Genomic DNA, 22576 nt, shown 5'->3' with positions numbered 1-22576 from the left:
ACGGACCGTTGCCGCCGCCACTCCCCCCGTCCGGGAGGCCGGCCGCGACGACGAATCCCGCTACTTCGTCGCCTTCTCCGCTCCCTGCTGGGCGACCTGCGCGCGGAGTCGTGCCAGCTCGGGTTCGGCGGCGCCGAGCTTCTGGTGGAGCTCCCCGTTCGTCGCACGCAAAGCGGCCACCTCGCTCTGGAGCCCCTCGGCCCGGCCCTCAGCCGCGGCCGCGCGCTGATTCGCCGCGCTCAGCTCCTCGCCGACCTGGTCCACCTTGCGCTGGAGGGTGTCGACGCGTCCGCGTTCCTCCGTGCGCACGGCCTCGATCGCCTTCTGGTGCTGGTCGCGCTCGGCCCTGAGTTCGTTCTGGTGGCGCGTCTGCGCGGCCTCGAGGTCCTTCGCGGCCTGGTCGACCTCGGCCTGGAGTTCGTCCAGGCGTCGGCGGTCCTCCGCCCGCAGCTCTCCGGCCGCCTCCAGGTCCTTCTGGTGCTGCGCCCGCACGGACTCGAGTTCGGTGCGGTGGCGTGTCCGCTCGGCGTCGAGCGATGACGCGTACTCGCCGGCGGCGGTCTCCGCGGCCGCGCGCAGCTCCTCCTCGACCTTCTTGGCGGCCTCCAGGTCCTTGCGGACGCCGGTCAGGGTGCGCTCGGTCTCGGCGTGCCGGTCGCGCAGCTTGTTGAAGTCCTCGGCGAGCTTCAGGTACCGCTCTTCGTGGGCCTTGCGGTTGGACGCCTCGGCCTCGGCCTTCCCCTCCGCGTTGCCCTTGGCCTCCTCGGCCGCCGCGACTTCCCGGTACAGCGCGGTGACGCGCTCTTCCTTCTCCCGCTCGGCGTCGCGGGCCAGGCGCTCGGCCACGACCCTCGCGTCCCGGTCTAGCCTGGCCTGCTTCTCGGCCTCGGCCCGCGCGGTCTTCGCGGTCTCGGCCTGGGCCTCGGCGGCCGCGGCGCGCGTGACCGCCTCGTTGCGCTCGTCCTCAGCCGCGGAGATGCGCGCGATAGCCGCAGTCTCGATGTCGTCGCCGGCCGCCAGCAGGATCTCGAGCCGGGCGCGGACGTCCTCCAGCGCCGGCCGGAGCTCCTCCTGGGCGCGGTCGTGCAGCTCCAGAACGGCTTCCAGGCCGGTGACCTTGGTGGCGGCGTTCTGCTCCGCCGCCATCTGCTGACAGGTCTTGCCCTTGCCGTCCTCGGCGGGCTCCCCCGCCGGCGTCCACCTCGGCGCCACGAACCCAGCCTGTGCGTCGTCCTTGCAGTAGGACGGTTTGCGCCCTGGGCGCGTCTGAGGGGGCAGTACAGCGCGACAGTTCCGATAGAGGCACCTTCGCTCGGCCTCGCCCGACTTATCGGCTCCAGCGGCTTCTAGAGCCGTGTCAGCTGCGGTCATGCCCGTCAAGCTAGCAGCAGTTTCTAGTTTCGCGAAATCCAAAACGTTTCGTTAATCCGATCGGGCGAAACTCGGGCCGAGTGGGCCAACAGAGTTGACCAAGCCTACCGGTGGTCTGCTAGCGTTCTCGTCAGTTGCAAAAACGCCCGTTTTCGACAAGACCCTTGGGGGATGCAAGTGAACACCGCAGACCGACTCCGCACCATCACCACCGAGCTGGCGGGGCAGTTCCTGGAGCGTGCCGAGGTGGTGCGGGCGCTGGTGGTGGCACTGCTGGCCAAGCAGCACGCGCTGCTGCTGGGCCCGCCCGGAACGGCGAAGAGCCAGCTGGCCCGCGAGCTGACGTCGCGGGTCGACGGGGCGCGCTACTGGGAAGTGCTGATGACGAAGTTCACCGACCCGAAGAAGCTCTTCGGCCCGGTCGACGTCGCCGCCCTCACCCAGGGCGTCTACCAGCAGGTTTTCGACGGCCGCGCGACGCGGGCAGAGGTCGCGTTCATTGACGAGGTCTTCAAGGCCTCCGCCGCGAGCCTCAACGAGCTGCTCACGTACCTCAACGAGCGGCTGTACCACCCGGAGGCGGGCGGCGACCCGATCGCGTGCCCGCTGGTGTCCGCCATCACCGCGTCCAACGAGCTGCCCAGCGGCCAGGACGACCTGTCCGCGATCTTCGACAGGCTGCTGGTGCGGGTCGAGGTCGAGTACCTGACGGACCCCACCAACTTCGCCGCGCTGATCCGCTCGGCCGTCGTCTCCCCCGCCCAGGCCACCCGCACGACCGTCGACCTGGCGGACCTTCTCCACGCGGTCGACGTCGAGGTGCCCGCGGTCAAGGTTCCGGACTCGGTGGTGGACGCGATCTGCAAGCTGCGCATGGCCCTGCGCCGCGCGGAGCTGGTCGTCAGTGACCGCCGGTGGCGCCAGTGCGTTTCGCTGCTGCAAGCCTCCGCCTACCTCGACGGCCGGGACGAGGTCAACGAGTCGGACCTGCGCATCCTCACCACCGCGCTGTGGGACTCCCCCAGCCAGCGTCCCCTGGTCAACCGCGAGGTGCTGACGCTGATCGACCCGGACGCGAAGAAGGCGCTGGACCAGGAGGACGCGATCAACGACCTGGACGACGCGCTGAACGCGCTGGCCGGCCAGTCCCAGGAAAAGATCAACAACTGGGCGATCAAGGAGGGCCGCAAGAAGGCGGCCGCGGCGGGCAAGGAGCTGGAGGCGATGCGGGCGGCCGCCGTCGCGGACGGCCGGACCACCGCCACGGTGGACCGGGTGATCGCCCGCCAGCGCGCGGTCCTCGCCCGCATCCTGGTCGAGGCGCTCGGGATCGACCCGAGCATGGTCAACGTCTGAGCAGCACCAACGCTGAGGGGAGGAAGACACGATGGGTGCGGTGAGCAAGCTCAAGGACCTGGCCAAGCGGGCCGGGCAGTGGCTCGGCCTGGCCGAGGCCCCGGCGAAGCCGAAGCACACCGGGGCGATCGTCGCGGACCGGTTCGACGCGATGTCCTGGGGGGAGATCTACGAGCAGGCCCCGCCGCTGGCCGCGCTCGCCGAGGAGCTCAACGAGAAGTACGACCACACCACCGACCTGCTGCGCGATCTGTGGCTCGGCGCCTACAAGGCCAGCCCGCAGGTTCGGGAGCGCGAGGAGATGGAGACCTCCCGCCTGGTGAACCACCAGGTCGTGTCCACGATCCTGGCCACCCCGGAGTTCACGGAGCTGCGCGAGGAGACCGCAGGCGACGAATACTCCTCCGCAATGGCGGTGCTGGCCCAGAAGGATGCGCTGCGGTCGATCCTGGAGCGCACCCAGCAGGCGCAGGACGAGGCCGAGGCCCAGCAGAAGGCCGAACAGGACGAGGCCGAGGCCGCCCGCCAGGTGGCCGAGGCGCTCGACCAGGCCACCGAGCAGGCCGACGAGAACGGCAACGTTCCCGGCGACGCCGCGCAGAACCTGGAGGCGGCGCTGGCCGCCGCCGAGGCCGCCGCCCTGGTCGCCGCCCAAGCCGGACAGCAGGCGGGGCAGTCGCTGGCCGCCGCCGCCACGGGTGTCCGGGGACTGGCGCGGGCCGCCGCCGCCGAGGCCCTGGAGAAGGCGCAGGCCGAGAAGGCGCTGTCGAACGCGTGGGGTGTCGAGCCCGGACAGCTCACGCGCATGAACTTCGAGGAGCGCGCCGCCCTGGCCGCCCGGCTTGCCAACGGTCGTCTCGCGAAGTTCGTGCAGCTCATCGGCCGGTTCAAGCTGATGGCGGAGGGCCAGCGCGCCCGCCGTGTCGAGCACGCACCCGGTGAGCTGGTCGGGATCACGCTCGGCAGCGACCTGTCCCGCGTCATCCCCTCGGAGATCTCGATGCTCGGCGTGCCCGCGATGCGCGCGGTGTTCGCCGCGAAGTACGCGTCGGATGAGCTGATGGAGTTCGAGACGCGCGGGGAACAGAACGTCGGCCAGGGCGCGATCATCGCGCTCATCGACTGCTCCGGCTCGATGCTGGGCCGCCGTGAGGCGTGGGCCAAGGCGTGCTCGCTGGCGCTGCTCGACCAGGCCCGCAACGCCGCACCCCGCCGGGACTTCGTGGCCATCCTGTTCGCCTCCAAGGAGCAGCAGCACGTCATCCGCTTCCCCGCCGGGCAACCCGTGGCGCTGGAGGACGTGCTGGACCTCGGAGAGCACTTCTTCAACGGTGGCACCGATTTTCAGGCCCCGCTGTCCATCGCCGTCGACCTGCTTGAGGCCGAGTACAACGCCGAGGGCCGCGCCAAGGGCGACATCCTGATCATCACGGACGGGGTCGCCGGAATCTCGGAGGAGTGGAAGCGCGGCTGGGACGAGGCGAAGGCGCGGCTGAGCTTCCGCAGCTTCGGAATCGCCATCGAGGCCCCGTCAGCGATCAGGCCGGGCAGCGTGCTGGACGCCCTGTGCGACAACGTCCGCGACATCTCGGACCTGACCAGCCCCGACGCGGTAGCCGACCTGTACCGCACGATCTGACGCGCGGGGGGTTGGCGGTCACCACACCGCCAACCCCCCGCCACCAGCGCAGACACCCACCACACGATCACGAAGGACACCCACGATGGCGACCGACCTGGACGACCTCGATGACCACCAGGGCGAGGACGAGGAGTACGACGAGCGCGCGGAGGTGCTGGAGGAACTGCACCGCGACCTCGACGACGTCCAGCACAACATGAGGCTCTTCAAGACCCCTGACGTCTCCTCCCCGGCAGGGGAAGACCTGGTCGCCGGCAAAGCCGCGGTCGACGGGCTGCGCGCCGCGGCCGAGGTGCTGACCGCGCTGGCCGAGGAGCTGGCCGGCGCGGTGCGTGCCGCAGAGGCCGCCGCCGGCACCCAGCCGTCACAAACGAGTGCGCCATGACCACGGCGAGCAGTGAAACTGCCTGGTCGACCCACACCCCGTGGACGTCGAACAGCATCCCGAACATGATCTTCGAGCAGGCCAAGCCGATGGTCTGGGCAAGGCAGGTGACCAGGTGAAGTTCATTGCGTTGACGCTGCTCGTCCTCCTGGCGGGTTGTCGCCCGGTACCCGTGGTGAAGAACGTGGGCGTGGCGTCCGGCGAGGTCGCTCCGGTGACCTGTTGGACCGGCACGCCCGGATCTGAGTACGTGGTCGACTGGAGTGTTCCGGCCCAGGTCGCGCCTGTGATCGGCGAGACCTGGAGGTGCTGAGGGGCTGGGCGGTGACGCACCCGGACGACAACGGACCGCTGCTGGTGGCCGGCAACCTGGCACACGGGCACGGACGCAGCGAAAAACTCGGCTGATTACACAGCTGACCAGCTTCTACTCCCCACAGGAGATCGATAGCTGGTACTCTCGAACTTGCAAAAACGCCCGTTTTCGACATGGGGGACCCTCCGATGAGCACCCAGGCAGCCACGACCGCTCCGAGCCGCAAGGCGGGAAGCGACGCGCTCTCCCGGGCCTTCGATGTCGGGGACGCGCCGCTGTTGGGGCACCTGGTGATGTACAGCGTGTACGACGCGAAGGTGACCCCCGCCATGATCACCCAGTGGTTCGGCGAACTCGGCCTGGACACGGACTTCCTCCCGCCCGACCTGCGCGCGTCCGACGCGTACGAGAAGGTCACCGGTCCTTCCGGAGTGAAGGCGACTTACGCCCTGGACGACCCCACTGCGAACTTCCGCGACGTCAAGCAGCGCAACAAGCCGAGCAACCTGGCAACGCTGATGATCCGCCTCGTGCGCAAGGACGGAGGGCAGATCGTTCACCACGTCGTGCGGGAGGTGCGCAACGAGGTTCAGTCGAAGCTGACCTACGACCCGCTTATGGCGGAGCTGACGTTCAAGCGGGACAACGAGAAGGGGGCTGCCGAGGGTGCCGGTTCCCTGGAGATCCGCCCGTATCAGGGCGCGATCAAGAACCTGCCCCCGGACGAGCAGGACCGGGTGCGGAAGGTGCTGGAGGAGATCAAGTACTGGTTCGACTACCGGCGCACGTACCTCGACAGCGACAAGCTGCGCAAGGTCGTGCGCAACTACCTCGAGCACCTGAAGGCGGTCATGGTCCGGCCGGGCGGTGGCGTGTACTTCGTGCACGCGCAGCACGCGGAGACGATCGCCGCCCTGCACGAGCTGGTGAAGCGTTTCGGCGGCATGGGCAACAAGAAGAGCAGTCTCACGCGGATCCCCCTGCTCGACCAGGAGGAGATGCGGGAAATGGTGATCGAGGCGTTCACGTCGAAAGCTGCCGAGGAGCTGGAGAAGCTCGCGGAGGAGATCGCCGCGGCCAAGCGCGACGGCGCGAAGGCGCACGTCATCGAGAAGCTGTACGCACGATTCCGGGAGCTCAAGGCCTCGACCGAGGAGCACTCCACGCTGCTGTCCACCAGCCTGGACGACACCACGTCCGCGCTGGAGTTGGTGCAGCTCCAGCTGTCCAGCCTGCTCATGACAGCCGACGCCGAAGACTGAAGCCTCTCCCCCGCCTCGAAGGCCCTGCGGACCCACCGGGACCGCAGGGCCTTCGCTTTGAGCAGCCGCGATGACCCTGCCAGTACCGCCGGCAGGGCGGCCGCGTCGAACCTCCGGCCGAGATCGCACGTCGGCTCTAGACTCCAGCCGCGACAGCCGGCAAAGAGCGAGGGCACAGAGACCCACATGAGGCCTCTCCGGGCAGATCGAGCTGCCATCGGCTTGTCCCGCCCAATTCCGACCAGCCTAGATCCACCTCAAAGCCCAAAAGTAGGTGCAGTCCAGAAATCTTGATCTATCGTTTCTCCCCATCGAAACTCAAAACGTTTCTACGTTTCGATTCATCGAAACAAGTGGATCTTGAGCCCTGATGATCTTTGACTTTGTCCTCCAGATGCAGTCAGATCGATCAGAACTCGGTCCACCTAACTCGCCATAGCTCATGTTCCTGGCGGAGGCCTTAGGTTGGCTCTGAGGGCGGCGGTTTGGCTGAGGTGAGCGGGGTGTTCCGTACTCCCCCGGTGATCACCTGCATGCGCTCAGCGCCGTGGTGAGCGCGCTCTTTTCGCTGGCGGTGATGGTGAGCTGGTAGGCCGACTTCACGGTGATCGTGATCCGGGCGAACGCGCACCCGTAGCCGGTGGTGATGTGCGGGAGCCACTGCTCTGCGGGTTTGTCGCTCTTGGCCTGGTTGTTCTTGCTGCTCACGGCCAGCAGGTTGCGCAGGTCGTTGGCGGCCGCGGTACGTCGTTGCGTGCTCCAGGAGGAGGCGCCGGTGCGCCACATCTCCCCCAGGCTGACCACGTGATCTATCTGGATCTTGGACACGCTGGTCACTGTCTGCCCGGTGTAGGGGTCGGTGAGGGTGCCGGCGGTCACCGCGCAGCGGCCGGGTTTGCGCTCGACGTCGGCCAGGTCGCGGGCGAGTACCTGGGAGCGCTGGTCGCACCCGTCGTTGTCGGTGTCGGTCCAGGGCCGGCCGAACACGCACGCCTTGCCGTGGTCGCAGTCGCGGACGTAGCCGGCGAGGGTGCCGGGCGCGGCGACGCGGAGCTGGTCGAGGTGGGTTCGCGCGTCGGCGGCGTCGAGCGTTCCGGAGGGAACGTGCTCGGCGTGCTCAAGGCGGGTGCCTCCGGCCGCTGGTGCGCAGGCGGACAGCGCGACGGCCGCCGCGGTGAGCACCGCGGCGGCCGTCATGGTTCGGGTTGTGGGGATCGTCCCGACGATCTCGAAACGCGTCATCGGCAGGCCTCAGTCTTCTGTGACGAGGGTGACTGTTCCGCAGAAATCGCAGGTCTCCACCGATCCACCGTCGATCTCTGTCACGGTCGATCCGCACCCTTTGTGGTTGCATCCGGACGGCACTGGGTCGTTGTTGACCAGCCGGTTCGCCAAGAACCCCATGTCAGGTCCTTCCGGTCATCCGACCAGCTCGAGCACGGGTCCGGACGGGCAGGGGTCGCCGGCCTCCGCGCTGCTGGCGGTCTCCTGGGTGACCTTGACGTCCTTCCAGCGCTGCCGCTCCTCCCGCGGGCGTGCGAGGTCAGCCGGGGGGACGCAGGTCACGCGGTGTGTGCCTGCGCCTCGGGGGCCGTGGAAGCCGCTGCTCTCGACAACCCAGTCCGCGGTCTGGACCGAGGGCTGCGGGTGCTGCTGGTCGTACTGCTCTTGCAGGGCATCGCCCTTGATGCTGTCGGCGATCACGTACACGAGCAGGAACGCTGCGAGCGCGGCGGCGGCGGTCTTCATCTGGGTCTCCCCCGTGGTGTTGTTCAGGGTTTGTCGTGTTGGTGCTGGTAGGTGGTGACCAGGCGGTCCAGGTGCACGAGCAGCTCACCGGCAGGCCGGGAGCCGGGGGTTCCGGCTGTGGCCAGTAGCGCGTCCAGCGCGGCACGCACGCGGTCTGTGGTGCCGGTGCCGGCACGCGCGGCGGCGAGTTCGTGGTGGAGCTCCGCCACGGCGGCCGCCGTGGTGTCCGAGGCCGCGGCCGGTGCCGTGACCTGCTCGGCGGGGATCTTGGTCAGGGTGTTCGTCAGGTTCGCGGCGCGGCGGTCGTGCTCGCGGACCAGGCGCCTCTTGATGGGGTTCGTGGCGCGCGAGGCCTTGCCCTGGGCGTAGCCGAGGGCGTCGGCGACGTCGTCCAGGCTTCGGTGGCCGTGGACGTGCAGCGCGAACGCCACGCCGTCGATGCCGGCGGCTTCGAGTTCTCCGGCGACGCGGCGCACCTCCCCCGCCGTCGAGGCGACCACGGCTAGCGCCTGGTCGCGCTCGAGCGCCGTCGCGTTCGGGTTGTCCAGCATCGCGGCCTGTTTGAGCGCCGTCTCCACCGCCAGGAGGTCTTCGAGGTTGGTCACCGGCAGATCATCCAAGGTGGAAGCTGCTGCGCGGGTGCAGGTCGGGGTGCAGCAGCTCCACGACCACCCGGAAGCCGTCCTGGTGCAGTTCCTCGACGCTGACCGAGTCGATGGCCGTCCACATGCGGATCACCACGTCGTCGGGCACGCGGCGGTTCGGGGACCGGCGCGCGTTACGGGCCAGGCAGACCTCCAGCGGCGTGCGGAACACCCACGCGGTCGGGACGCCACCCCAGCTCTGGGCCAGCGTGAGCCAGTGCTGGCGGTCGCTGGCCACCGCGCCGGTCGCGTCGATCGTCGCGACACGGCGGGCCAGCAGCTCCCCCATCGCGCGGTCCGTCACGAGCTTCACGGCGTGCCGCGTCACGGACTGGTCGCCGGCGTCGCCGCTGATCTCGGCGCGGGCGTCGTCCAGGGACAACACGGCGCCGAGGCCTGCGCTCTGCGCCGCTGTCCAGGTCGACTTCCCCGCGCCCGGTGCTCCGATCAGCACGTGCAGGGCGGGCACCTTCAACTGCTCCGCGCTCATCGCTTCGGGCTCGTCGGCGACGGTCATGTGGTCGTGGCTCCGTTCTGAGTGGTCTGCGCCGGGATGATCTCGGGGTCCGTCCAGCCTTCGAGGAACTCGCAGTGGCAGTCCCCGGTGACGCCGCACACCGCACAGAAGTCGTTCAGCGCGTCCCACTGGGCCTTCGCGTGCTTGAGCTTGCCGATCAGGCTCACGGCCCCTCGCCTCTCGTGGCTGGCGGTCGCGGCGGGGGCCGGGCAGGCCCCCGCCGCGGTGGCGTCCGGCGATCAGTCGCCGATGGTGAACGGCTTGGTCTGCGGGTTGGCCAGCATCTGCTCGAACGCCTCCTGGCCGGTCATCTCGCCGTTCTGGACGCGCGTCATCAGGTCGGCGGACTGGTTCACGACGGCCTTGCGGTCCTGGTCGTTGGTCTCGCTCATGGTGTTCCCTCCGTCAGGCTGTTGTCTCCAACTGGAGACAACTGTATCCAGCTGGAGACACACTCGGCTAGTCGTCCGTTCGAGTGATCCCCTGGCGCGTGGGCTTGGCGTTCGGCGGCCGACGTTCGGCGTGTTGTTATGCCGCGTGCGTCCGCGTGAGAGCGAAGCGTGGGCGCGTGACGGCAAGCGGCGGGGTAAGGGCCGTGATCTGCGGACAAGCGGCTAAGCACGCAGCGCGCACCGGTGGGCATCCGCGGCCGCAGCCCCGGATTTCCGGGGTTGCGGGGGAGCGTGGGAGCCGCGTGCTTGCCGGTCGTCGGGGAGGGGGTCCGATCGGGGTGGACCCGCCGCTTAAGAGGGGTCTGACCTGCATAAATAGGAGCTTGGGTCTCGCCGGGACCTGCGGTGGGGGTGGGGTTGGCACCGTCCGGCAGTCCGCCGCCTGCCGCGTCCAGGCGGTAAGGCGAGAGGTTTCCGCAGTTCAGAGGACTACCTGGCGAGATCGGCGCTGGCTCTCGCCGGGCCTTTCTCGCGCCCGCTCCCCTCCCCCACGCCATCGCCAGGAACGCGCTCACGCCCTGCTCCCCTGGCGCGACACCAAGCGTTGTGATGAACCAAAAGGTTCACGCCGGGGGAGAGGCGGGAGACCGCGCCGTCGACCTCCCGCCCGCAAAGTTGATCTTGAGGTGGGCGTGCCGCTTGGCTGGTGGGGGACCGGCGCGGACCGGTTCGAGCCGCGTCGGCGCCAGGGGAGCAGGTGCTCATCGGCGGCCGCCACGGCGGGCTCGGCGCCGGTCGTGCGCGCTGCCGCGCTGGCTTGCCCGCGCGCGGTCGCGGATGCGGGCCTGTCGTTCCTCGGGGGACAGGGCGTTCCACTCGGCGGCCGCCATCGTGTCCATCGGGACATCGGCCGGCCTGGTGCGCGCGGACAGCTCGGCCTTCGCGGCCGCCATCTGCGGGCCGAACTTGGCTTCGAGTTCGGCGCGGGCGCGCTCGGCGTCACGGGCACGCTTGGCCAGCAGCGCCTGGTCGAGCTGCTGCGCGGCCGCCGCCCGAACCGCTGCGTCCGGCGCGGTGGCGGAACGCGTGGCCGGGGCCTGGCGGGGCCGTCGCTGCTGCGGCACGGCGGGGGAGCCAGCCTCGCGGGCGGCGCGGCGGCCGTGGGCGACGATGTGCGCCACCGTCAGCTCGGCGTCGTAGTCGCTGAGCAGCTTGGCGGCCGCGCGGCCGTGGTGCTCGGCGACGGCCTGGCGCACGACGCGGTTGCGGTGCCGGTGCTGGTAGAAGCCACGCCGCGGCTGCCCGTCGTCGTCACGCCAGATGCTGAGCCGGGCCTTGATGAACCACCAGGCCGACTGCGCGGTGGTCGCGTCGCCGTCGCCGCGGCCGATCGGAGTGCCGGCGGCCATGCCGAACGCGGCCGGGCGGTGGTCCATCGCGTGCACGACGTCGAGATTCGACCACCCAGCGGCCCAGAACGGCCTGACCAGGGCGCGGACGGCTTTCCGGGTCATCCGACCGAAGACCGGCAGCCTCCAGCGAAGCCAGGCGGCCGCAACAAGCATCTCAAAACCGCTGGTAGGGACCTTGGTCGCCCAAGCTCGCGCCGCTTCTTCGTCAAAGCCAGGCGCCCGCAGGGCGCTCGTTTGGTTGTTCCCCCCCCCACGGGTCAGAGACGGGCTGACCACAGTCATCCACAACGCGAGCCTCGCGCGCGTAACCACCTACGCAGGTCTTTTTTCCTACGGAAAAAAGACCAGTAGGCCACCCCTTTTTATCCCCACGAGCAGCACGTTCGGCCTGCTTGCGCTCGGTTTCCTCCTGCCAGCGGAGGTTGCGCTCGTACGCCTCGCGGAAGCCGGGGTCGTTCATGATCCGGTCGTAGAGGATCTCCGCTTCCCGAGCCCGGTAGGCCCGGTACTCCTGCTCCCAGCGCTCGGCACGGGCCACGTCGACGTCGGTGAGCTCAACCGTGCTCAGCTCGTGCGTGGTGCTGAGTTCCTGGGCCTTCGCGGTGAGGGCTTCGCGCTCGCAGACGTACTCCGTCGAGGCGGCCTTGGCGTGCAACCTGCGCACCTTCTCGACCATGCGGGCGCGCAGCTCGGCGGCGTCCTTCTCGGCCTTCTCCTCGGCCAGCTGGGTGGCGTGCGCTGCGATGGTCTCGGCGGCCCAACGCAGTGCCTCGGCGGGGGAGAGGGGGATGCGCAGGGCGTAGACGGCCCGGCGGTTGCCCTCGTCGCGAGACAGGATGTGGCCATTGGGCAGGGTCAGCGCCATCGGCCTGGTCAGCGGCGTCGAACCGGTCTCGAGGACCTCCAGCCAGCCGCGGAGCTTCAGCTCCTGGATCCAGCGCTGGATCGTCGTCTCGGACAGGCCGGTGCGCTTCATGAGCCGGTCCCAGCCCGGCATGGACTCCAGCGTCTCCCAGTTCGCGCCCAGCGCGATGTGGCGAGCGATCGAGAGCAGATGCCGGCGGCCGTCGACCCGGACAGCCTCGACCCACTCCGCGCGCTTGAGCGCGCCGAGCCAGTGCCGCTGCCCACTGGGGTAGCGCAGGGGAGCGGTCTCAGTCGGAGTCGGGCCGATCTCCTCGGCGGACGGCTTGCCGCCGTGCGCCGACCAGCACGGGCCGCACACAGCAGTAGAAAGCCTGGTCAGACGTGGTCGACCAGGGCGCACGTGACACGTCACGCAGGGCACGGCAGACGACACACCAAGGGGTGCTTGGTGTGAACCGTGTCCAGGGCTTATCCTGGGCACAACAAATCCCTTGGTTGGGGGATGAATGGCCCGGTTGGTAGCCGGGCTCTGATCAGGAACTGGGCTGGTAACCCGGATCTAGATCAGCGAAGGCACTACAAACGGCGACTGTGGGCCAGTCGCCCAAAACGTTCGATGAGGCGGTTCCGTGGTAAGCGGAGCCGCCTCGTTGCTTTACGAGGCCATCGGGACCTCCAACGGCAGGCCGTCCTGCTCCTTGGCTGCGATGAACCGCAGCAGGTCCTCAGGGGTCATGCCATCTCGTTCGAGGGCTTCCCGCGCCTCATCTTCAAGACCGAGAACTGGGGCAACCTTCAGAAACAGCAGGTCAAAGGCGAGCGCGTCCGTGACTTTGTACTCCGCGGCTACGCGCTTCACGATCGCGTCCACCAAACTCGCGCGCGCACGAACGGCACGCTGATCGCCAGTTCTGCCGTTGGGCAGCTGTCGAACACCACGACGCTTGGCCATGCCGCCCAGCTTTGTCGCGAAAGCCATGACGATCAAGCGTGACACGCCGGGGAATGCCGAAAAGTTGATCATCAAACAGCCTCTTCTTTGGGAGGCTTCGGCTCCGTCGCAGGGACCGGCGGGAACGCAGCAGAAGAGTGCCTGATCAGGGGATGCGGGCCGATTCGGTATCGCGCGGCGCTGAAGGTCCTGATGGTGACCTCCACCGGCCGCTCGTCCGGAAGCCTGGTCACGCAGTAGACCCGCAGCAACGAGGTCCCGGACGGGACCTTCAGGCGCTCGGCGTAGACAGGGCCAGCGTTCTCGCTTCCGATGTACTCCTCCCAGATCAGGGGCCCACCCATCGCTTCCTCGATCCGGTCAAGAACACCGCCCGGACCGGTGTAGCGCGCCTCAAGCTTCGGAAGCTGGTTGACCAGCCAGGCCGGCAAATAGGAGGTGGCGAGCTGTGTGGGTTCTGGCTTGGTGCGCCCAACGGCACGGTTGACCGGCAATCCGAGAAGTCGATCCCTCATGATCACCTCCGAGCCGGGGGAGAGGCCGAGCAGGTCGGCAACGTCGAGCGGCACCGGAACGCGGTGGATTCCGTAGTGCTCCAGCAGGCGCCACTCCAGGCTTGCCGCATCGAACGAGTAGCCGAGTTCGTCGCGCATGACCAGTCTTGACCTGGTGATCTTCTCGCGGCGGCGATCAAGAACGACGGTCCCGCGGCGACGAACGGTGTCAACCAGTCCCTCCGCGCGCAGGTCTCCGTACGCATCCTGAACAAGGCCCTTTGAGACGCCTTCCTCTGCCGCGATATCCGCAGCACGAGGCAGCGTTGAGCCTGGCGGGTACATGCCCGACTCGATCGCCTCCCTGAACCTTGCCGCGATCTCACGGCGACTCTGACCCATCTCCCAGAACCTCGCTCCCGACAGGACCTATTGGCTCCTGCACGCTCAGATCATGACATTCGGCGTGTTCTATTGACAACACCTGATGCTGAGGGCCATCTTAGGCGTGTCACCAAACGGCAGCAGCCGGTGACACATGGTCAATAACTGGACACAAAAAAGCCCCCGGCCCGGGATTGCGGCCCGGACCGAGGGCTCGGCGCCGAGGCGCCTTGGAACCCGAAGCCACGTGTGAAGGAGGACGGGTCCCGATGAAGAGCATCTCAGGTTGGACTGAGTGTGGGGAACCAGAGGCCGCTGACCTGGAGCAGCAGCCCGAGAACTGGCTGCTCAGGCAGTCGGAAGCGGTCTCGCGGGGAGAACTTGCCCGGTTCGAGGCACTGATCGACAACGACGGCGACGTGGTGGCCGGCCTGGCCCAGGTCGCTCTCGAGATCGCCGCCCTGTACGCCCTGGACGGCGAGGAGCTCCCGCCGGCGCTTGCCGACGAGGTGGCCGCGGTGCGCAAGAGCGGCGGCGTGTCGGCCGCAGTGCGCAGGGCCGAGGCCCGGGGGACCCGGCGCGCTAAGCGCGCCCGCCTGGCCCAGCTGCGGGCGGCGGTTGACGCAGGTCAGAACCAGTCGCGCACCTCGATGAACGACATGTCGGCGGGGGAGTGTGCGGCATGACCGGGCAGCGTGAACTGCCGGCGTGCAGCCACGACGTCGCCACCATTCACCAGCTGCTGCTCGCGGCGTACGCGAACCAGCTCGTGATGCTGCCCAGCGCCGATTCGGCCGGCCCCGACGCCGCTGAACTGCTCTGGGTCATGGCGAAGGAACTGCGCATCGCCCACAAGGGGCAGGACCTCGAGGCGGACGCGGTTCAACACCTGCTGACGCACGGACTTCTCACCCTGGGCGAAAACGGCCGTTTTTGGCTGACCGGTTGCGGGGTGCAGCAGGTCAAGGCGGTCCACCTCGAACTGACCGATGAGGGCGAACGGCAGCTGATCCGCCTGAACCTGGCGGCGCAGCAGCCCAACGAGCAGGGGACCGGCGGTGGTTCCCGATGAACGCGCAGGTCATGAGCCGCAGTGAGCGGCTGGTGTTCGTGGGCAAGCGGATCGTGCTGGCATTGCTCACGGTGCTGTACGGGCTGCTCGTGTGCCTGAAGTGGACGGCGCTTCTGGTGTCGTTCATGGCGCACCACGGCGCCGAGTTCGTGGCGCGGACGATCGCCGAGCTGGCCGGCACGCCGGAGGAGGACGTGCTGGCCTGGGCCTCTGCGAAGCAGCAACGGCAGGCACCCGGCGCGACGTCGCCGAGCTTCCGCCAGACCGTGTTCGTGGTGGCCGAGCCCGCGGGGAAGTGCGCCGCATGAGCGCGCCGGGGAAGGCCTCGAAGAACGAGAACCAGGAGTTCGCCGCCGCGGTGTTCGGCAGCGGAGTCTGCCTGATCGTGCTGCTGCTCATCGCTGCTGTGACGACGGGATGGTTCGGCAAAGGCGCTGGTCAGACAGTCGCCACGGTGGCGCTGTTCGTCGCTCCGGCGGTCCTGGCGGTGCTGTACGCCCGTGCACGCGGGGGACGGCCATGAACACCCCCTCCCCGCTGTACCGCGTGGACACGTTGATCACGGCGGACCTCGACGGCCTGGCCGTGACGGTTCCCGCGCTCAAGGTGCTGGACAAGGACGTCACGCCGCTGATCTTCGCCAAGCCGTCGCTCCAGCTCGATGAACGGAACTACGTGACCGGCATCGAGCAGGACATCAAGGCCTGGCTGATCTGGGACCCGTTCGCCAGCACGCTCCCGATCAGGTGTGGCGATCAGAACATCGCTTTGGCCTGCGCCAAGGCCTTCATCGACGCATCGACCTCCCACGAGCTGCGGGTGCGGGACCCCATCGCGGTCTTGGCCTGGTGCAGCAAGTGGATCCGCGATCACAGCGGCGTGGACGACTTCACCGGGCCCACGCAGGCCCTGGACCTCGACACGGGCACGACTCAGCAGACCTGACGCAGGTCAGAGCAAGCACAACCACTCCCGGCGGCAGAAGGAGTAGAGGGTGAAGACGGCGGTAGCGGACAAGACGGACGCCCGGATCCGCGAGGCGGACGCCGCGGCGGACCGGCAGGCCCGCACGCGCGAGGCCAGGCTGGAGTTCGAGCGCAAGCAACGCGCGCTCAAGGACGCACGCTTGGCGGAGGAAAGGGCCCGTAGGCAGGGAGAACGCGCTACCAAGCGGGCCGCCAAGCAGCAGCGCAAGCAGCAGCGGAGCGCGGCTCGCAAGGCCCGGCGGGCGCAGGTGTGGGCGGGGTTCGTGCGCTCGCTCGACGGCCAGCTGGTGACGATCCTGTGTTCCCTGGCGGCGTCGGCGGCCTGGCACGGCCAGTTCTACTACTTGATCGGCAAGGACGTTCCCGTGCTGTTCGCGGCGGCCGCCGCGACCGCGCTGGAGGTCTTCGGTCTGGCTATGGGCATGATCGCCCGCTCGGCCGGCCAGTACCGGGACCGGGCGATCCGCGTCCGCCTGTTCATGTGGGCGATCGTGGGGTTCTCTGCCGCCTCGAACTACGCCCACAACGGCGCCATCCTGGCGGTGCTGTCGATCGCCGGGCCGACCGCCTGGGAGATCCGCGAGTGGTGGCAGCACCGGGCGAAGCTGCACGAGGCAGGCCTGCTTCAGCAGCGGCCGGTGCGGCCGCGGTTCCCGCTCGACCAGGCGCTGCTGTTCCCCCTCTGGACGCTGCACGCGTACCGGGTGGCCGTGCGGGACCGGATCGAGAACACCACGCTGGCGCTGTCGGTCGCGAAGGCCGAACTGGAGACCAAGGCGGCCGAGAAGGCCGCGCGCAAGGCCGCGCGGCGGCTCGGTCGTCAGGCGAAGAAGTGGGCGCCGGCCGTCCGGTCGCTGGTCGACCTCGAGCGCAAGGCGGCGACCGAGACGGCCGCGGCGACGCTGGCCAAGGCGGAGGAAGTGCTGGGCTCGGCCGCGCTGCTGTTCGGTCCGGCCGTCCTGCGGGACGTGGCGGAGGCGACCGAGACGGCCGGGAACGGGTCGGTCGGCACGACCGGCGACCGGCGACCGGCGGCAGGCGACCGGGGCAACGGCCGCCGGGGGACCGGCGCGACCGGGCAGGCAGCCAACCTGGGCACGTCGACCGGCCAGGCGACCGGAAACCCGGCTGCTGACGTGTGTTCGGCCGCAGCCGTGGTGACGGCCGACGAGGCCGGAAACTCCACGACCGAGACGACCGAGCGGCCGGGCAAGCCTCGCGGCCGAAGGAAGTTCTTCCTGTTCGGGAGCCGTATCCAGGCGACCGAGACGCAGACGACCGAGCAGACGACCGGCGGCGGTCCGGTCGGCTTCGCGGAGCCTGCCGACCGTGCGGCCACCTCGACCGGCGACCGGCTGCTGGCAACGCCCGCGACCGCGACCGACGAGGACGACCGGGGACCGACCGTCGCGACGACCGAGACGACCGACGCGGCAGAAACCGCGACCGAGACGACCGACGACCAGAGCGGCGAGACGACCGGGGCCCGGCTCTCGGTCGCGGTGAGCCACACCGACGACCGAGACGACCGGAACAGCGATCAGAACGACCGCGCGCAGGCGACCGACGCGACCGAGACGACCGAGGGCGCGACGACCGACACGACCGACGTGAACGTGGACGACCTCATCGACGACGCCCTGGAGATCGGCGCACTGCTCGGCGACCGGCTCGCACGCGACCCGCTCCTGACCGCCCTGAGGGCTCTGGGCCACCGGGTCGGCGGCCGCCGGCGTGAGGCGATCCACCAGGCCGTGCAGGACGGGCTCCGCGACACGACGACCGCAGCCGACAAGCACGCCAGTGGCACCCGGCGCCCGGCAGTGGTGAAGGCCGTCCAGGCCGCGCTCGGCAACAAGACGACGGCCAAGGCCGCGTGAAGGGGGAGATGGTGATCAGCGCAGCTCGTAACGACGACTGGGAGGAGGACGGCGTGGTGGTGGACGCCACCAGCCGCTTCCCTCAGGAGCGTCCGGTTGATCTGCCGGAACAGCACCAGATGGTCCAGCAGTGGCACGGGCAGCTCGATGAGCAGCACGACGACCGCGACGGCCGTCGTGGTCCGATCTGGGTTGAGTCCGTGCGCACCGACCAGCAGCCCGGCGGCGGTGCTCTGGTTCTGCGTGCTCAGGGCGCGATGGTCCGGTACCGCGCGCGGCGCCGCGAGCTGACCCCGGATCAGCTGGTGGCCCGCGCGGCCCGCCGCCAGCGCAACGCGCGGTGGGCGATGACCACGGTGTCTTGGGTAGGCACGCGCCTGTGGTGGGTGGTACGCGGCGTGCCTGTGGCGCTGCGCGGCGGCTACCGCGTGGTGTGGCAGCCCGAGATGGCCGAGATCATCGCGACCCTGAAGGACACCCAGCCCACCGTGGCGGCCTCCCGACGCAAGGACCTGCGGCGGGAGCGTCGGATCGCGCTGCTGACGCTGCTCGGCGTCGGTGCTTCGGGCTGGGTGGTCTACAAGTTCTGGGGCGACGAGCTGCTGGCCTGGGCGTGGCAGTCCACGCCGGGATGGGCGCTGTTCACGGTCGGCGGGCTGATCCTGCTCGGGCTCGGATACGCCGGTCGTCCGGAGCTGGGGGAGACCGCCGAGCAGCCGGCCGTGCTCTCCGCCATGCCGGATGGCCTGGCCGCAGACGCGTCGGACAGGGGAGTGATCGCCAACCTGAACGAGGCGTTCGCCGACGCGAACCTGCGCGCGAAGGTGCACGGCGTCCAGAAGGCCGCCGGCGGTTGGGGCTGGACGGCCACGCTGGAGGTGCTCGACGCGATCACCGAGGCCAAGCTGGAGGGCCTGGAGCGGTACCTGAACACGCCGGTCGGGGGCCTGGTGCTGTCGGCGGTGACCGCTGCCGCACGTGTGCGGACGCTGCGGATCGTCATGCAAGACCTGCTGGCCAACCCGATCGACAGCCCGGAGCGCTCGCAGACGTCGGTGCGCACGCCGGTGGAGCTCGCCACGCGGTTCGACGGCGGCCGCCTGCGCGTCGAGCTGTTCGGCCGGCACATCCTGGTCGTGGGCCGTACCGCCTCGGGCAAGTCGGGTGTCCTGCACGACGTGGTGGACGCGCTGACCAGCATGGGCGACTGCACGGTGGACGGCCTGGACATCACGGGCGGCCCTGACCTGCGTGCCTGGGAAGACTCGCTGAACAGCTACGTCGGCGGCCCCGACTTCGTCAAGGCGGAGAAGCTGCTGGCTGGCTCGGTGGCGATGGTGAAGGACCGCACCGCGCAGCTGGGCGCCCGCTACTGGGACACCGAGGTCGACGGCCCGGCGCACTTCGTCGTGATCGATGAGTACGGCCTGGCCGCCGAGCACCCGCGACTGCGGATGCATGTCGAGTACCTCATCACCTACGGCATCAAGGTGGGCGTGCACGTCGTGCTGTGCGCGCAGCGCAAGGTCAAGGAGATGATGAAGTCCGCGCTGATCGCCTCCCAGGTCCACGTCAAGATCTACCTGGGCATGGCCGCCGAGGACGTGGCATCGCTGCCGAAGTCTGAGCGGGACCAGGGCGTCCGCCCGCAGCTGTTCCGCCAGGCCACCCGCACCGATCCCGGCGACGCGGGCAAGGGCTTCGTGATCGGCCTGGAGCCGATGCCGATCCTGGCCCGGTTCGACCGCACCGACCGCGGTGTGGCTGCTCGTCGTTCCGCCGAGCGGGCCCCGTTCCGCCCGCAGCTGCGGGAACGGGACCGGCTGGTGGTCGACGGTGCCGAGTTCGACGGCGTTCCCCAGCTGGTGCACCAGGTCCGCGACGCCGTCCTGGCGATCGCGAGCGAGTCCAACCCCAAGCGCAACCCCGAACGGGCATCGGGGGAGGAGATCTCCTACCACCTGGGCGCGCAGGGGGTCGTGATCGACAAGGCCGCCCTGGTCCGGGAGCTGCGCAACGCGACCGGAGGCCTGATCACCCGGAGCAGGGACACCAACCTGGCGCCGGGCTCGAACCCGAAGGGCTTCTACCTGGAGGACCTGGACCAGGCGATCGCCACGCTGCGCGAGCGCGCCCGCGCTGCCTCTGACCAGGCCTGATTCGCGCCGGGTGCGCGCGATGCTCGCCGACGTCGCCGCGTCGGAGGGTGTCGGGTCCACCCGGACCGTTTCGGAAACGGTGCGTCCGGCTGGCGTCGATCCCGCGAAGAATGCCGCCAGCCAGACGCCCCTCGCTCCCGGAAGGGGGAGCTGGCTCCCATGCTTTCACCCACCATCGTCACGCCCAACTCGCGGGCGCAAAGCACCACACCCCAACCGAAACCGGCCACGGCCGCAGAATGCTCTGACCGCGAACAAGACCTGATCGCCGCTGTTCGCCAGGGTGACCGTGCCGCGTTCGGTGAGCTGTACGCCGAGCACGTGGCCGCCGCCTACAACCTCGCCTACCAGCTCAGCTACACCGACGCGGACGACCTGGTGGCCGAGGCGTTCAGCAAGGTCCTGGCCATGCTGCTCGGCGGCCGCGGCCCCGAGAAGTTCCCGTTCCGCGCGTACCTGCTCAGGACGCTGCGGAACGGCCACTACGACAAGTTCAAGCGGGACAAGCGAATCACGCTGTCCGAGGACATCTCCGGCGACGCTGACGCCGCCGGCATGACCGTTCCGTTCACCGACCCCGCTGTGGCCGGGCTCGAGCGTTCTCTGGCCAGCCGTGCGTTCGCGTCGCTCACGCCGCGATGGCAGAAGGTGCTGTGGCACACGGAGATCCAGCAGCAGGACCCGATTGAAGTCGCCCCCCTTCTCGGCCTCAGCCCCAACGCCGTGGCGGCCCTGGCCTGCCGGGCACGCAAGGGCCTGCGCAGCGCCTACCTCCAGATGCACGTCCGCGAAGAGGCCGCGGAGAGCTGCAAGGACGTCGTGGGGTTGCTGGGCGCGTGGACGCGCGGCGAGACGACCAAGTGGGAGACACGGCGGGTCGACGCCCACCTGGACGGTTGCGGTCACTGCCGCGCCATCACCGATGAGCTGAAGGAAGACAATGCCGGGATTCTCTGCTGACCAGCACCGCGAGGGGACCGGCGTGCTGTGGGAACGGTGGAGCTCCCTGCCCGAACACACCTGCCGGTGGTGCCTGGACCCGGACGGCGTGCTGGTCGGTGGCCAGTCCTGCCGGCACCGCGGGCAGCACGGCGTCGAGGACGAGCACAGCCTCCGATTCCGCTGCTCACGACCGGCATGCGGTCACCGTTGGGGCGTTCTGCGAACCCGTGACCCCGCACCCCTGCCTCGTTCGCCCGATGCCGCAGCAACTTCCGGAAGCCACGACGTCCAGAGCTATGAGGGGATCTCCGCACCGTGACCGACCGCGACGCCACCGACGACACCACCGCTTACCTGCGCAACCAGGGCCACGCCCTTCACGACCTCGTGCGCCAGGCCGTCACGGACGGCGGCGACCTGACGGAGATCCTCCGGGTTCTCGATCACGTCGTGGCGGAAGGACCGGACGGTATGACGCGGGGCTTCCTGCTGGCGCCCGTGCTGTTCAGCCTGGGGCTGGAGGCCCAGCAGCAGGGCGACCTCGACCTGGCCGACATGTACGACGCGCTCAGCGTCGAGTGGTGCGAGCCGGAGGCGATCAACGTCGCGATCGTGTCCGGCTTCGTCGTCCTCGGACGGAAGCAGGGCTGGCTTCCCGCCGACGTCCACGACCGTGCCGCGGCCGCGGCCGCCACGCTCCCGGAACACCACGCGCTTGCCGGGATGCTGGCGATGATCGAACGCCGCAGCCTCTGATCCACCTGTTGAACAGCAGCGGGCCCCCGGTCATCGACTCGGGGGCCCGCTGCTGTTTCCGATCCGCTCAGTCGTCGGAGTCCCAGTGCTCGCTTCCGACCGCGTTGTCGGCGAACTCGCGGATCTTGGTGTCCATCAGCAACTGGTGTTCTGTATCAAGCTGCTGGTAGAGCTGCTCGAACTCTTCTTCTGGCAGGGTCCCGAGGCTCACCGTCAGGTCTACGACGAGGGCGTCCTGCTGATCTTCGCTCAACGGTTCTGTGCTCATCTGTCCCAACCGTGCGGGTAGCGCTGGAGGATCTCGGCCGATCGAGCCGCAGCAGGGTCCAGAGAGGCTCCAGGAATCCGTACACGGACGGCGTCGGCGACAGCTCGATCAGAGCTTCGTCGGAGATGATGACCCATCTGTTCGGCACACCGCGCGTCGAGGGCTCGGCTCCGGGGCTCGGCGTGATGACCGCCTGGAGGACGCGATGGGCGACCAGTGGACCTACGAACTGAGCCAGTACACGGGGCCGACGTTCACCACATCCCTTGAGCTGACCTGGGAAATCGACGGGGCTCCGTTCACGGACGACTACAGCCCTGGCGAGATCGACGCGGTGTCCTTGTGGCGGTTGTGGCTTGAGCGCTACTACCCGGACACGCACGACGAGGCGGCACACGGACCGGGAATGATCATGATCCACTGGTTCGTCGCAGGCCCCGAGGCCGCGCACTTCGAGGCGGCGCCGTTCAGAGCCGACGCCCCCGACGAGCACTTCCTCACCAGCTACACCTGGCCACGGCACGCGACGACCAAGGAACCCCTGAACTGGCTGACCCTGCCAGTTGCGGACAAACTCTGGCGGCCCGGCAAGGCGGACAAGGGCGGGTTCATCCAGGAGGCGACCGGTTGGAAGCCCTCACCGCTGCAACCGGTGGTGCACGTGCCCTCCCTGCTCGCGGCGGTCCCCGCGTTGGCCGGCCTCGCGCGGGGGCTGCTGTAGCTCCGGCAGCGGCGCGGCTCCGCCGTGACCAGGCACAGCCGCAGCGGAC

General features: G+C 69.3%; 27 protein-coding genes. 15 read left to right on the top strand and 12 right to left on the bottom strand.

What is annotated here, in order from left to right; all coding sequences use genetic code 11:
- Positions 1-60: 60 nt before the first annotated feature.
- The gene (locus tag ACVDFE_RS00360) at positions 61-1212 is read right to left on the bottom strand and encodes a hypothetical protein (RefSeq protein WP_458429201.1); all 1152 of its coding nucleotides are present in this window, start codon (positions 1210-1212) and stop codon (positions 61-63) included.
- A gap of 336 nt (positions 1213-1548) precedes the next feature.
- Between ACVDFE_RS00360 and ACVDFE_RS00355 the strand changes: the two genes are divergently transcribed.
- The 5 genes from ACVDFE_RS00355 (at position 1549) to ACVDFE_RS00335 (ending at position 6332) form a co-directional block, all read left to right on the top strand.
- A complete protein-coding gene (locus ACVDFE_RS00355) occupies positions 1549-2727 on the top strand; it encodes an AAA family ATPase (RefSeq protein ID WP_458429200.1) in 1179 nt (392 codons plus the stop codon).
- Positions 2728-2767: 40 nt separating this feature from the next.
- On the top strand, positions 2768-4366 hold the full coding sequence (locus ACVDFE_RS00350) for a VWA domain-containing protein (RefSeq protein WP_458429199.1): 1599 nt from the start codon (positions 2768-2770) through the stop codon (positions 4364-4366).
- A gap of 85 nt (positions 4367-4451) precedes the next feature.
- Positions 4452-4754 (top strand): hypothetical protein, encoded by a 303-nt coding sequence (locus ACVDFE_RS00345; protein ID WP_458429198.1) that lies wholly within the window; start codon positions 4452-4454, stop codon positions 4752-4754.
- 40 nt (positions 4755-4794) lie between these two features.
- Positions 4795-5067: a hypothetical protein gene (locus ACVDFE_RS00340; RefSeq protein WP_458429197.1), complete on the top strand. Its 273-nt coding sequence runs from the start codon at positions 4795-4797 to the stop codon at positions 5065-5067.
- 191 nt (positions 5068-5258) lie between these two features.
- On the top strand, positions 5259-6332 hold the full coding sequence (locus ACVDFE_RS00335; RefSeq protein ID WP_458429196.1) for a DUF6744 family protein: 1074 nt from the start codon (positions 5259-5261) through the stop codon (positions 6330-6332).
- A gap of 525 nt (positions 6333-6857) precedes the next feature.
- Here ACVDFE_RS00335 and ACVDFE_RS00330 read toward each other — a convergent pair.
- From ACVDFE_RS00330 to ACVDFE_RS00285, 10 genes are all read right to left on the bottom strand, one after another.
- Positions 6858-7529: an HNH endonuclease family protein gene (locus ACVDFE_RS00330; protein WP_458429195.1), complete on the bottom strand. Its 672-nt coding sequence runs from the start codon at positions 7527-7529 to the stop codon at positions 6858-6860.
- Positions 7530-7751: 222 nt separating this feature from the next.
- The gene (locus tag ACVDFE_RS00325) at positions 7752-8081 is read right to left on the bottom strand and encodes a hypothetical protein (protein WP_458429194.1); all 330 of its coding nucleotides are present in this window, start codon (positions 8079-8081) and stop codon (positions 7752-7754) included.
- A 23-nt stretch (positions 8082-8104) separates the two neighbouring features.
- Positions 8105-8686 (bottom strand): hypothetical protein, encoded by a 582-nt coding sequence (locus tag ACVDFE_RS00320; protein ID WP_458429193.1) that lies wholly within the window; start codon positions 8684-8686, stop codon positions 8105-8107.
- A gap of 7 nt (positions 8687-8693) precedes the next feature.
- Positions 8694-9242, bottom strand: coding sequence for an AAA family ATPase (locus ACVDFE_RS00315; protein ID WP_458429192.1), 549 nt, complete (start codon positions 9240-9242; stop codon positions 8694-8696).
- The gene (locus ACVDFE_RS00310) at positions 9239-9409 is read right to left on the bottom strand and encodes a hypothetical protein (protein ID WP_458429191.1); all 171 of its coding nucleotides are present in this window, start codon (positions 9407-9409) and stop codon (positions 9239-9241) included. Before ACVDFE_RS00310 ends, ACVDFE_RS00315 begins: the two co-directional genes overlap by 4 nt.
- A gap of 72 nt (positions 9410-9481) precedes the next feature.
- On the bottom strand, positions 9482-9634 hold the full coding sequence (locus ACVDFE_RS00305; RefSeq protein WP_458429190.1) for a hypothetical protein: 153 nt from the start codon (positions 9632-9634) through the stop codon (positions 9482-9484).
- Between the two features lie 761 nt (positions 9635-10395).
- Positions 10396-11148 (bottom strand): hypothetical protein, encoded by a 753-nt coding sequence (locus ACVDFE_RS00300; RefSeq protein ID WP_458429189.1) that lies wholly within the window; start codon positions 11146-11148, stop codon positions 10396-10398.
- A 103-nt stretch (positions 11149-11251) separates the two neighbouring features.
- The gene (locus tag ACVDFE_RS00295) at positions 11252-12271 is read right to left on the bottom strand and encodes a DUF2786 domain-containing protein (protein ID WP_458429188.1); all 1020 of its coding nucleotides are present in this window, start codon (positions 12269-12271) and stop codon (positions 11252-11254) included.
- Between the two features lie 297 nt (positions 12272-12568).
- Entirely contained in the window at positions 12569-12937 is a 369-nt protein-coding gene (locus ACVDFE_RS00290; RefSeq protein WP_458429187.1) for a hypothetical protein, read from the bottom strand.
- A complete protein-coding gene (locus ACVDFE_RS00285) occupies positions 12937-13761 on the bottom strand; it encodes a GntR family transcriptional regulator (RefSeq protein ID WP_458429186.1) in 825 nt (274 codons plus the stop codon). Before ACVDFE_RS00285 ends, ACVDFE_RS00290 begins: the two co-directional genes overlap by 1 nt.
- 251 nt (positions 13762-14012) lie before the next feature.
- Between ACVDFE_RS00285 and ACVDFE_RS00280 the strand changes: the two genes are divergently transcribed.
- The 9 genes from ACVDFE_RS00280 (at position 14013) to ACVDFE_RS00240 (ending at position 21538) form a co-directional block, all read left to right on the top strand.
- Positions 14013-14429, top strand: a complete 417-nt coding sequence (locus tag ACVDFE_RS00280) for a hypothetical protein (RefSeq protein WP_458429185.1) — start codon at positions 14013-14015, stop codon at positions 14427-14429.
- Complete coding sequence (locus ACVDFE_RS00275; RefSeq protein WP_458429184.1) at positions 14426-14815, top strand: hypothetical protein; 390 nt, start codon at positions 14426-14428, stop codon at positions 14813-14815. Before ACVDFE_RS00280 ends, ACVDFE_RS00275 begins: the two co-directional genes overlap by 4 nt.
- A complete protein-coding gene (locus ACVDFE_RS00270) occupies positions 14812-15123 on the top strand; it encodes a hypothetical protein (RefSeq protein ID WP_458429183.1) in 312 nt (103 codons plus the stop codon). The genes ACVDFE_RS00275 and ACVDFE_RS00270 overlap by 4 nt, the downstream gene beginning before the upstream one ends.
- Positions 15120-15338 (top strand): hypothetical protein, encoded by a 219-nt coding sequence (locus ACVDFE_RS00265; RefSeq protein ID WP_458429182.1) that lies wholly within the window; start codon positions 15120-15122, stop codon positions 15336-15338. The genes ACVDFE_RS00270 and ACVDFE_RS00265 overlap by 4 nt, the downstream gene beginning before the upstream one ends.
- Positions 15335-15760 carry a hypothetical protein gene (locus ACVDFE_RS00260; RefSeq protein WP_458429181.1) on the top strand — a complete coding sequence of 142 codons (426 nt, stop codon included), beginning with the start codon at positions 15335-15337 and terminating at the stop codon, positions 15758-15760. Before ACVDFE_RS00265 ends, ACVDFE_RS00260 begins: the two co-directional genes overlap by 4 nt.
- Positions 15761-15809: 49 nt before the next feature.
- Positions 15810-17681 (top strand): DUF2637 domain-containing protein, encoded by a 1872-nt coding sequence (locus ACVDFE_RS00255; protein WP_458429180.1) that lies wholly within the window; start codon positions 15810-15812, stop codon positions 17679-17681.
- 8 nt (positions 17682-17689) lie between these two features.
- Positions 17690-19840, top strand: coding sequence for a hypothetical protein (locus ACVDFE_RS00250; protein WP_458429179.1), 2151 nt, complete (start codon positions 17690-17692; stop codon positions 19838-19840).
- Positions 19841-19999: 159 nt separating this feature from the next.
- Positions 20000-20800 carry a sigma-70 family RNA polymerase sigma factor gene (locus ACVDFE_RS00245; protein ID WP_458429178.1) on the top strand — a complete coding sequence of 267 codons (801 nt, stop codon included), beginning with the start codon at positions 20000-20002 and terminating at the stop codon, positions 20798-20800.
- Positions 20801-21097: 297 nt separating this feature from the next.
- Entirely contained in the window at positions 21098-21538 is a 441-nt protein-coding gene (locus ACVDFE_RS00240; protein WP_458429177.1) for a hypothetical protein, read from the top strand.
- A gap of 67 nt (positions 21539-21605) precedes the next feature.
- On the opposite strand, the gene ACVDFE_RS00235 is transcribed toward ACVDFE_RS00240, so the two are convergent.
- A complete protein-coding gene (locus tag ACVDFE_RS00235; RefSeq protein WP_458429176.1) occupies positions 21606-21806 on the bottom strand; it encodes a hypothetical protein in 201 nt (66 codons plus the stop codon).
- 205 nt (positions 21807-22011) lie between these two features.
- Here ACVDFE_RS00235 and ACVDFE_RS00230 point away from each other — a divergent pair, with 205 nt between their 5' ends.
- On the top strand, positions 22012-22527 hold the full coding sequence (locus ACVDFE_RS00230; RefSeq protein ID WP_458429175.1) for a hypothetical protein: 516 nt from the start codon (positions 22012-22014) through the stop codon (positions 22525-22527).
- Positions 22528-22576 lie beyond the last annotated feature (49 nt).

The organism is Lentzea chajnantorensis (assembly GCF_054300775.1).
Note: the sequence above shows the minus strand (reverse complement) of the source record. Positions and strands in the feature narration are given on the sequence as shown.

What these genes read in the sequence shown, in the direction of transcription:
- ACVDFE_RS00250 (WP_458429179.1), top strand. Translation starts at nt 17,690, where the DNA reads ATGGTGATCAGCGCAGCTCGTAACGACGACTGGGAGGAGGACGGCGTG.
- ACVDFE_RS00315 (WP_458429192.1), bottom strand. Translation starts at nt 9,242, where the DNA reads ATGACCGTCGCCGACGAGCCCGAAGCGATGAGCGCGGAGCAGTTGAAG.
- ACVDFE_RS00235 (WP_458429176.1), bottom strand. Translation starts at nt 21,806, where the DNA reads ATGAGCACAGAACCGTTGAGCGAAGATCAGCAGGACGCCCTCGTCGTA.
- ACVDFE_RS00260 (WP_458429181.1), top strand. Translation starts at nt 15,335, where the DNA reads ATGAACACCCCCTCCCCGCTGTACCGCGTGGACACGTTGATCACGGCG.
- ACVDFE_RS00325 (WP_458429194.1), bottom strand. Translation starts at nt 8,081, where the DNA reads ATGAAGACCGCCGCCGCCGCGCTCGCAGCGTTCCTGCTCGTGTACGTG.
- ACVDFE_RS00305 (WP_458429190.1), bottom strand. Translation starts at nt 9,634, where the DNA reads ATGAGCGAGACCAACGACCAGGACCGCAAGGCCGTCGTGAACCAGTCC.
- ACVDFE_RS00265 (WP_458429182.1), top strand. Translation starts at nt 15,120, where the DNA reads ATGAGCGCGCCGGGGAAGGCCTCGAAGAACGAGAACCAGGAGTTCGCC.
- ACVDFE_RS00345 (WP_458429198.1), top strand. Translation starts at nt 4,452, where the DNA reads ATGGCGACCGACCTGGACGACCTCGATGACCACCAGGGCGAGGACGAG.
- ACVDFE_RS00245 (WP_458429178.1), top strand. Translation starts at nt 20,000, where the DNA reads ATGCTTTCACCCACCATCGTCACGCCCAACTCGCGGGCGCAAAGCACC.
- ACVDFE_RS00230 (WP_458429175.1), top strand. Translation starts at nt 22,012, where the DNA reads ATGGGCGACCAGTGGACCTACGAACTGAGCCAGTACACGGGGCCGACG.
- ACVDFE_RS00335 (WP_458429196.1), top strand. Translation starts at nt 5,259, where the DNA reads ATGAGCACCCAGGCAGCCACGACCGCTCCGAGCCGCAAGGCGGGAAGC.
- ACVDFE_RS00285 (WP_458429186.1), bottom strand. Translation starts at nt 13,761, where the DNA reads ATGGGTCAGAGTCGCCGTGAGATCGCGGCAAGGTTCAGGGAGGCGATC.
- ACVDFE_RS00275 (WP_458429184.1), top strand. Translation starts at nt 14,426, where the DNA reads ATGACCGGGCAGCGTGAACTGCCGGCGTGCAGCCACGACGTCGCCACC.
- ACVDFE_RS00330 (WP_458429195.1), bottom strand. Translation starts at nt 7,529, where the DNA reads ATGACGGCCGCCGCGGTGCTCACCGCGGCGGCCGTCGCGCTGTCCGCC.
- ACVDFE_RS00280 (WP_458429185.1), top strand. Translation starts at nt 14,013, where the DNA reads ATGAAGAGCATCTCAGGTTGGACTGAGTGTGGGGAACCAGAGGCCGCT.
- ACVDFE_RS00270 (WP_458429183.1), top strand. Translation starts at nt 14,812, where the DNA reads ATGAACGCGCAGGTCATGAGCCGCAGTGAGCGGCTGGTGTTCGTGGGC.
- ACVDFE_RS00290 (WP_458429187.1), bottom strand. Translation starts at nt 12,937, where the DNA reads ATGATCAACTTTTCGGCATTCCCCGGCGTGTCACGCTTGATCGTCATG.
- ACVDFE_RS00300 (WP_458429189.1), bottom strand. Translation starts at nt 11,148, where the DNA reads ATGACCCGGAAAGCCGTCCGCGCCCTGGTCAGGCCGTTCTGGGCCGCT.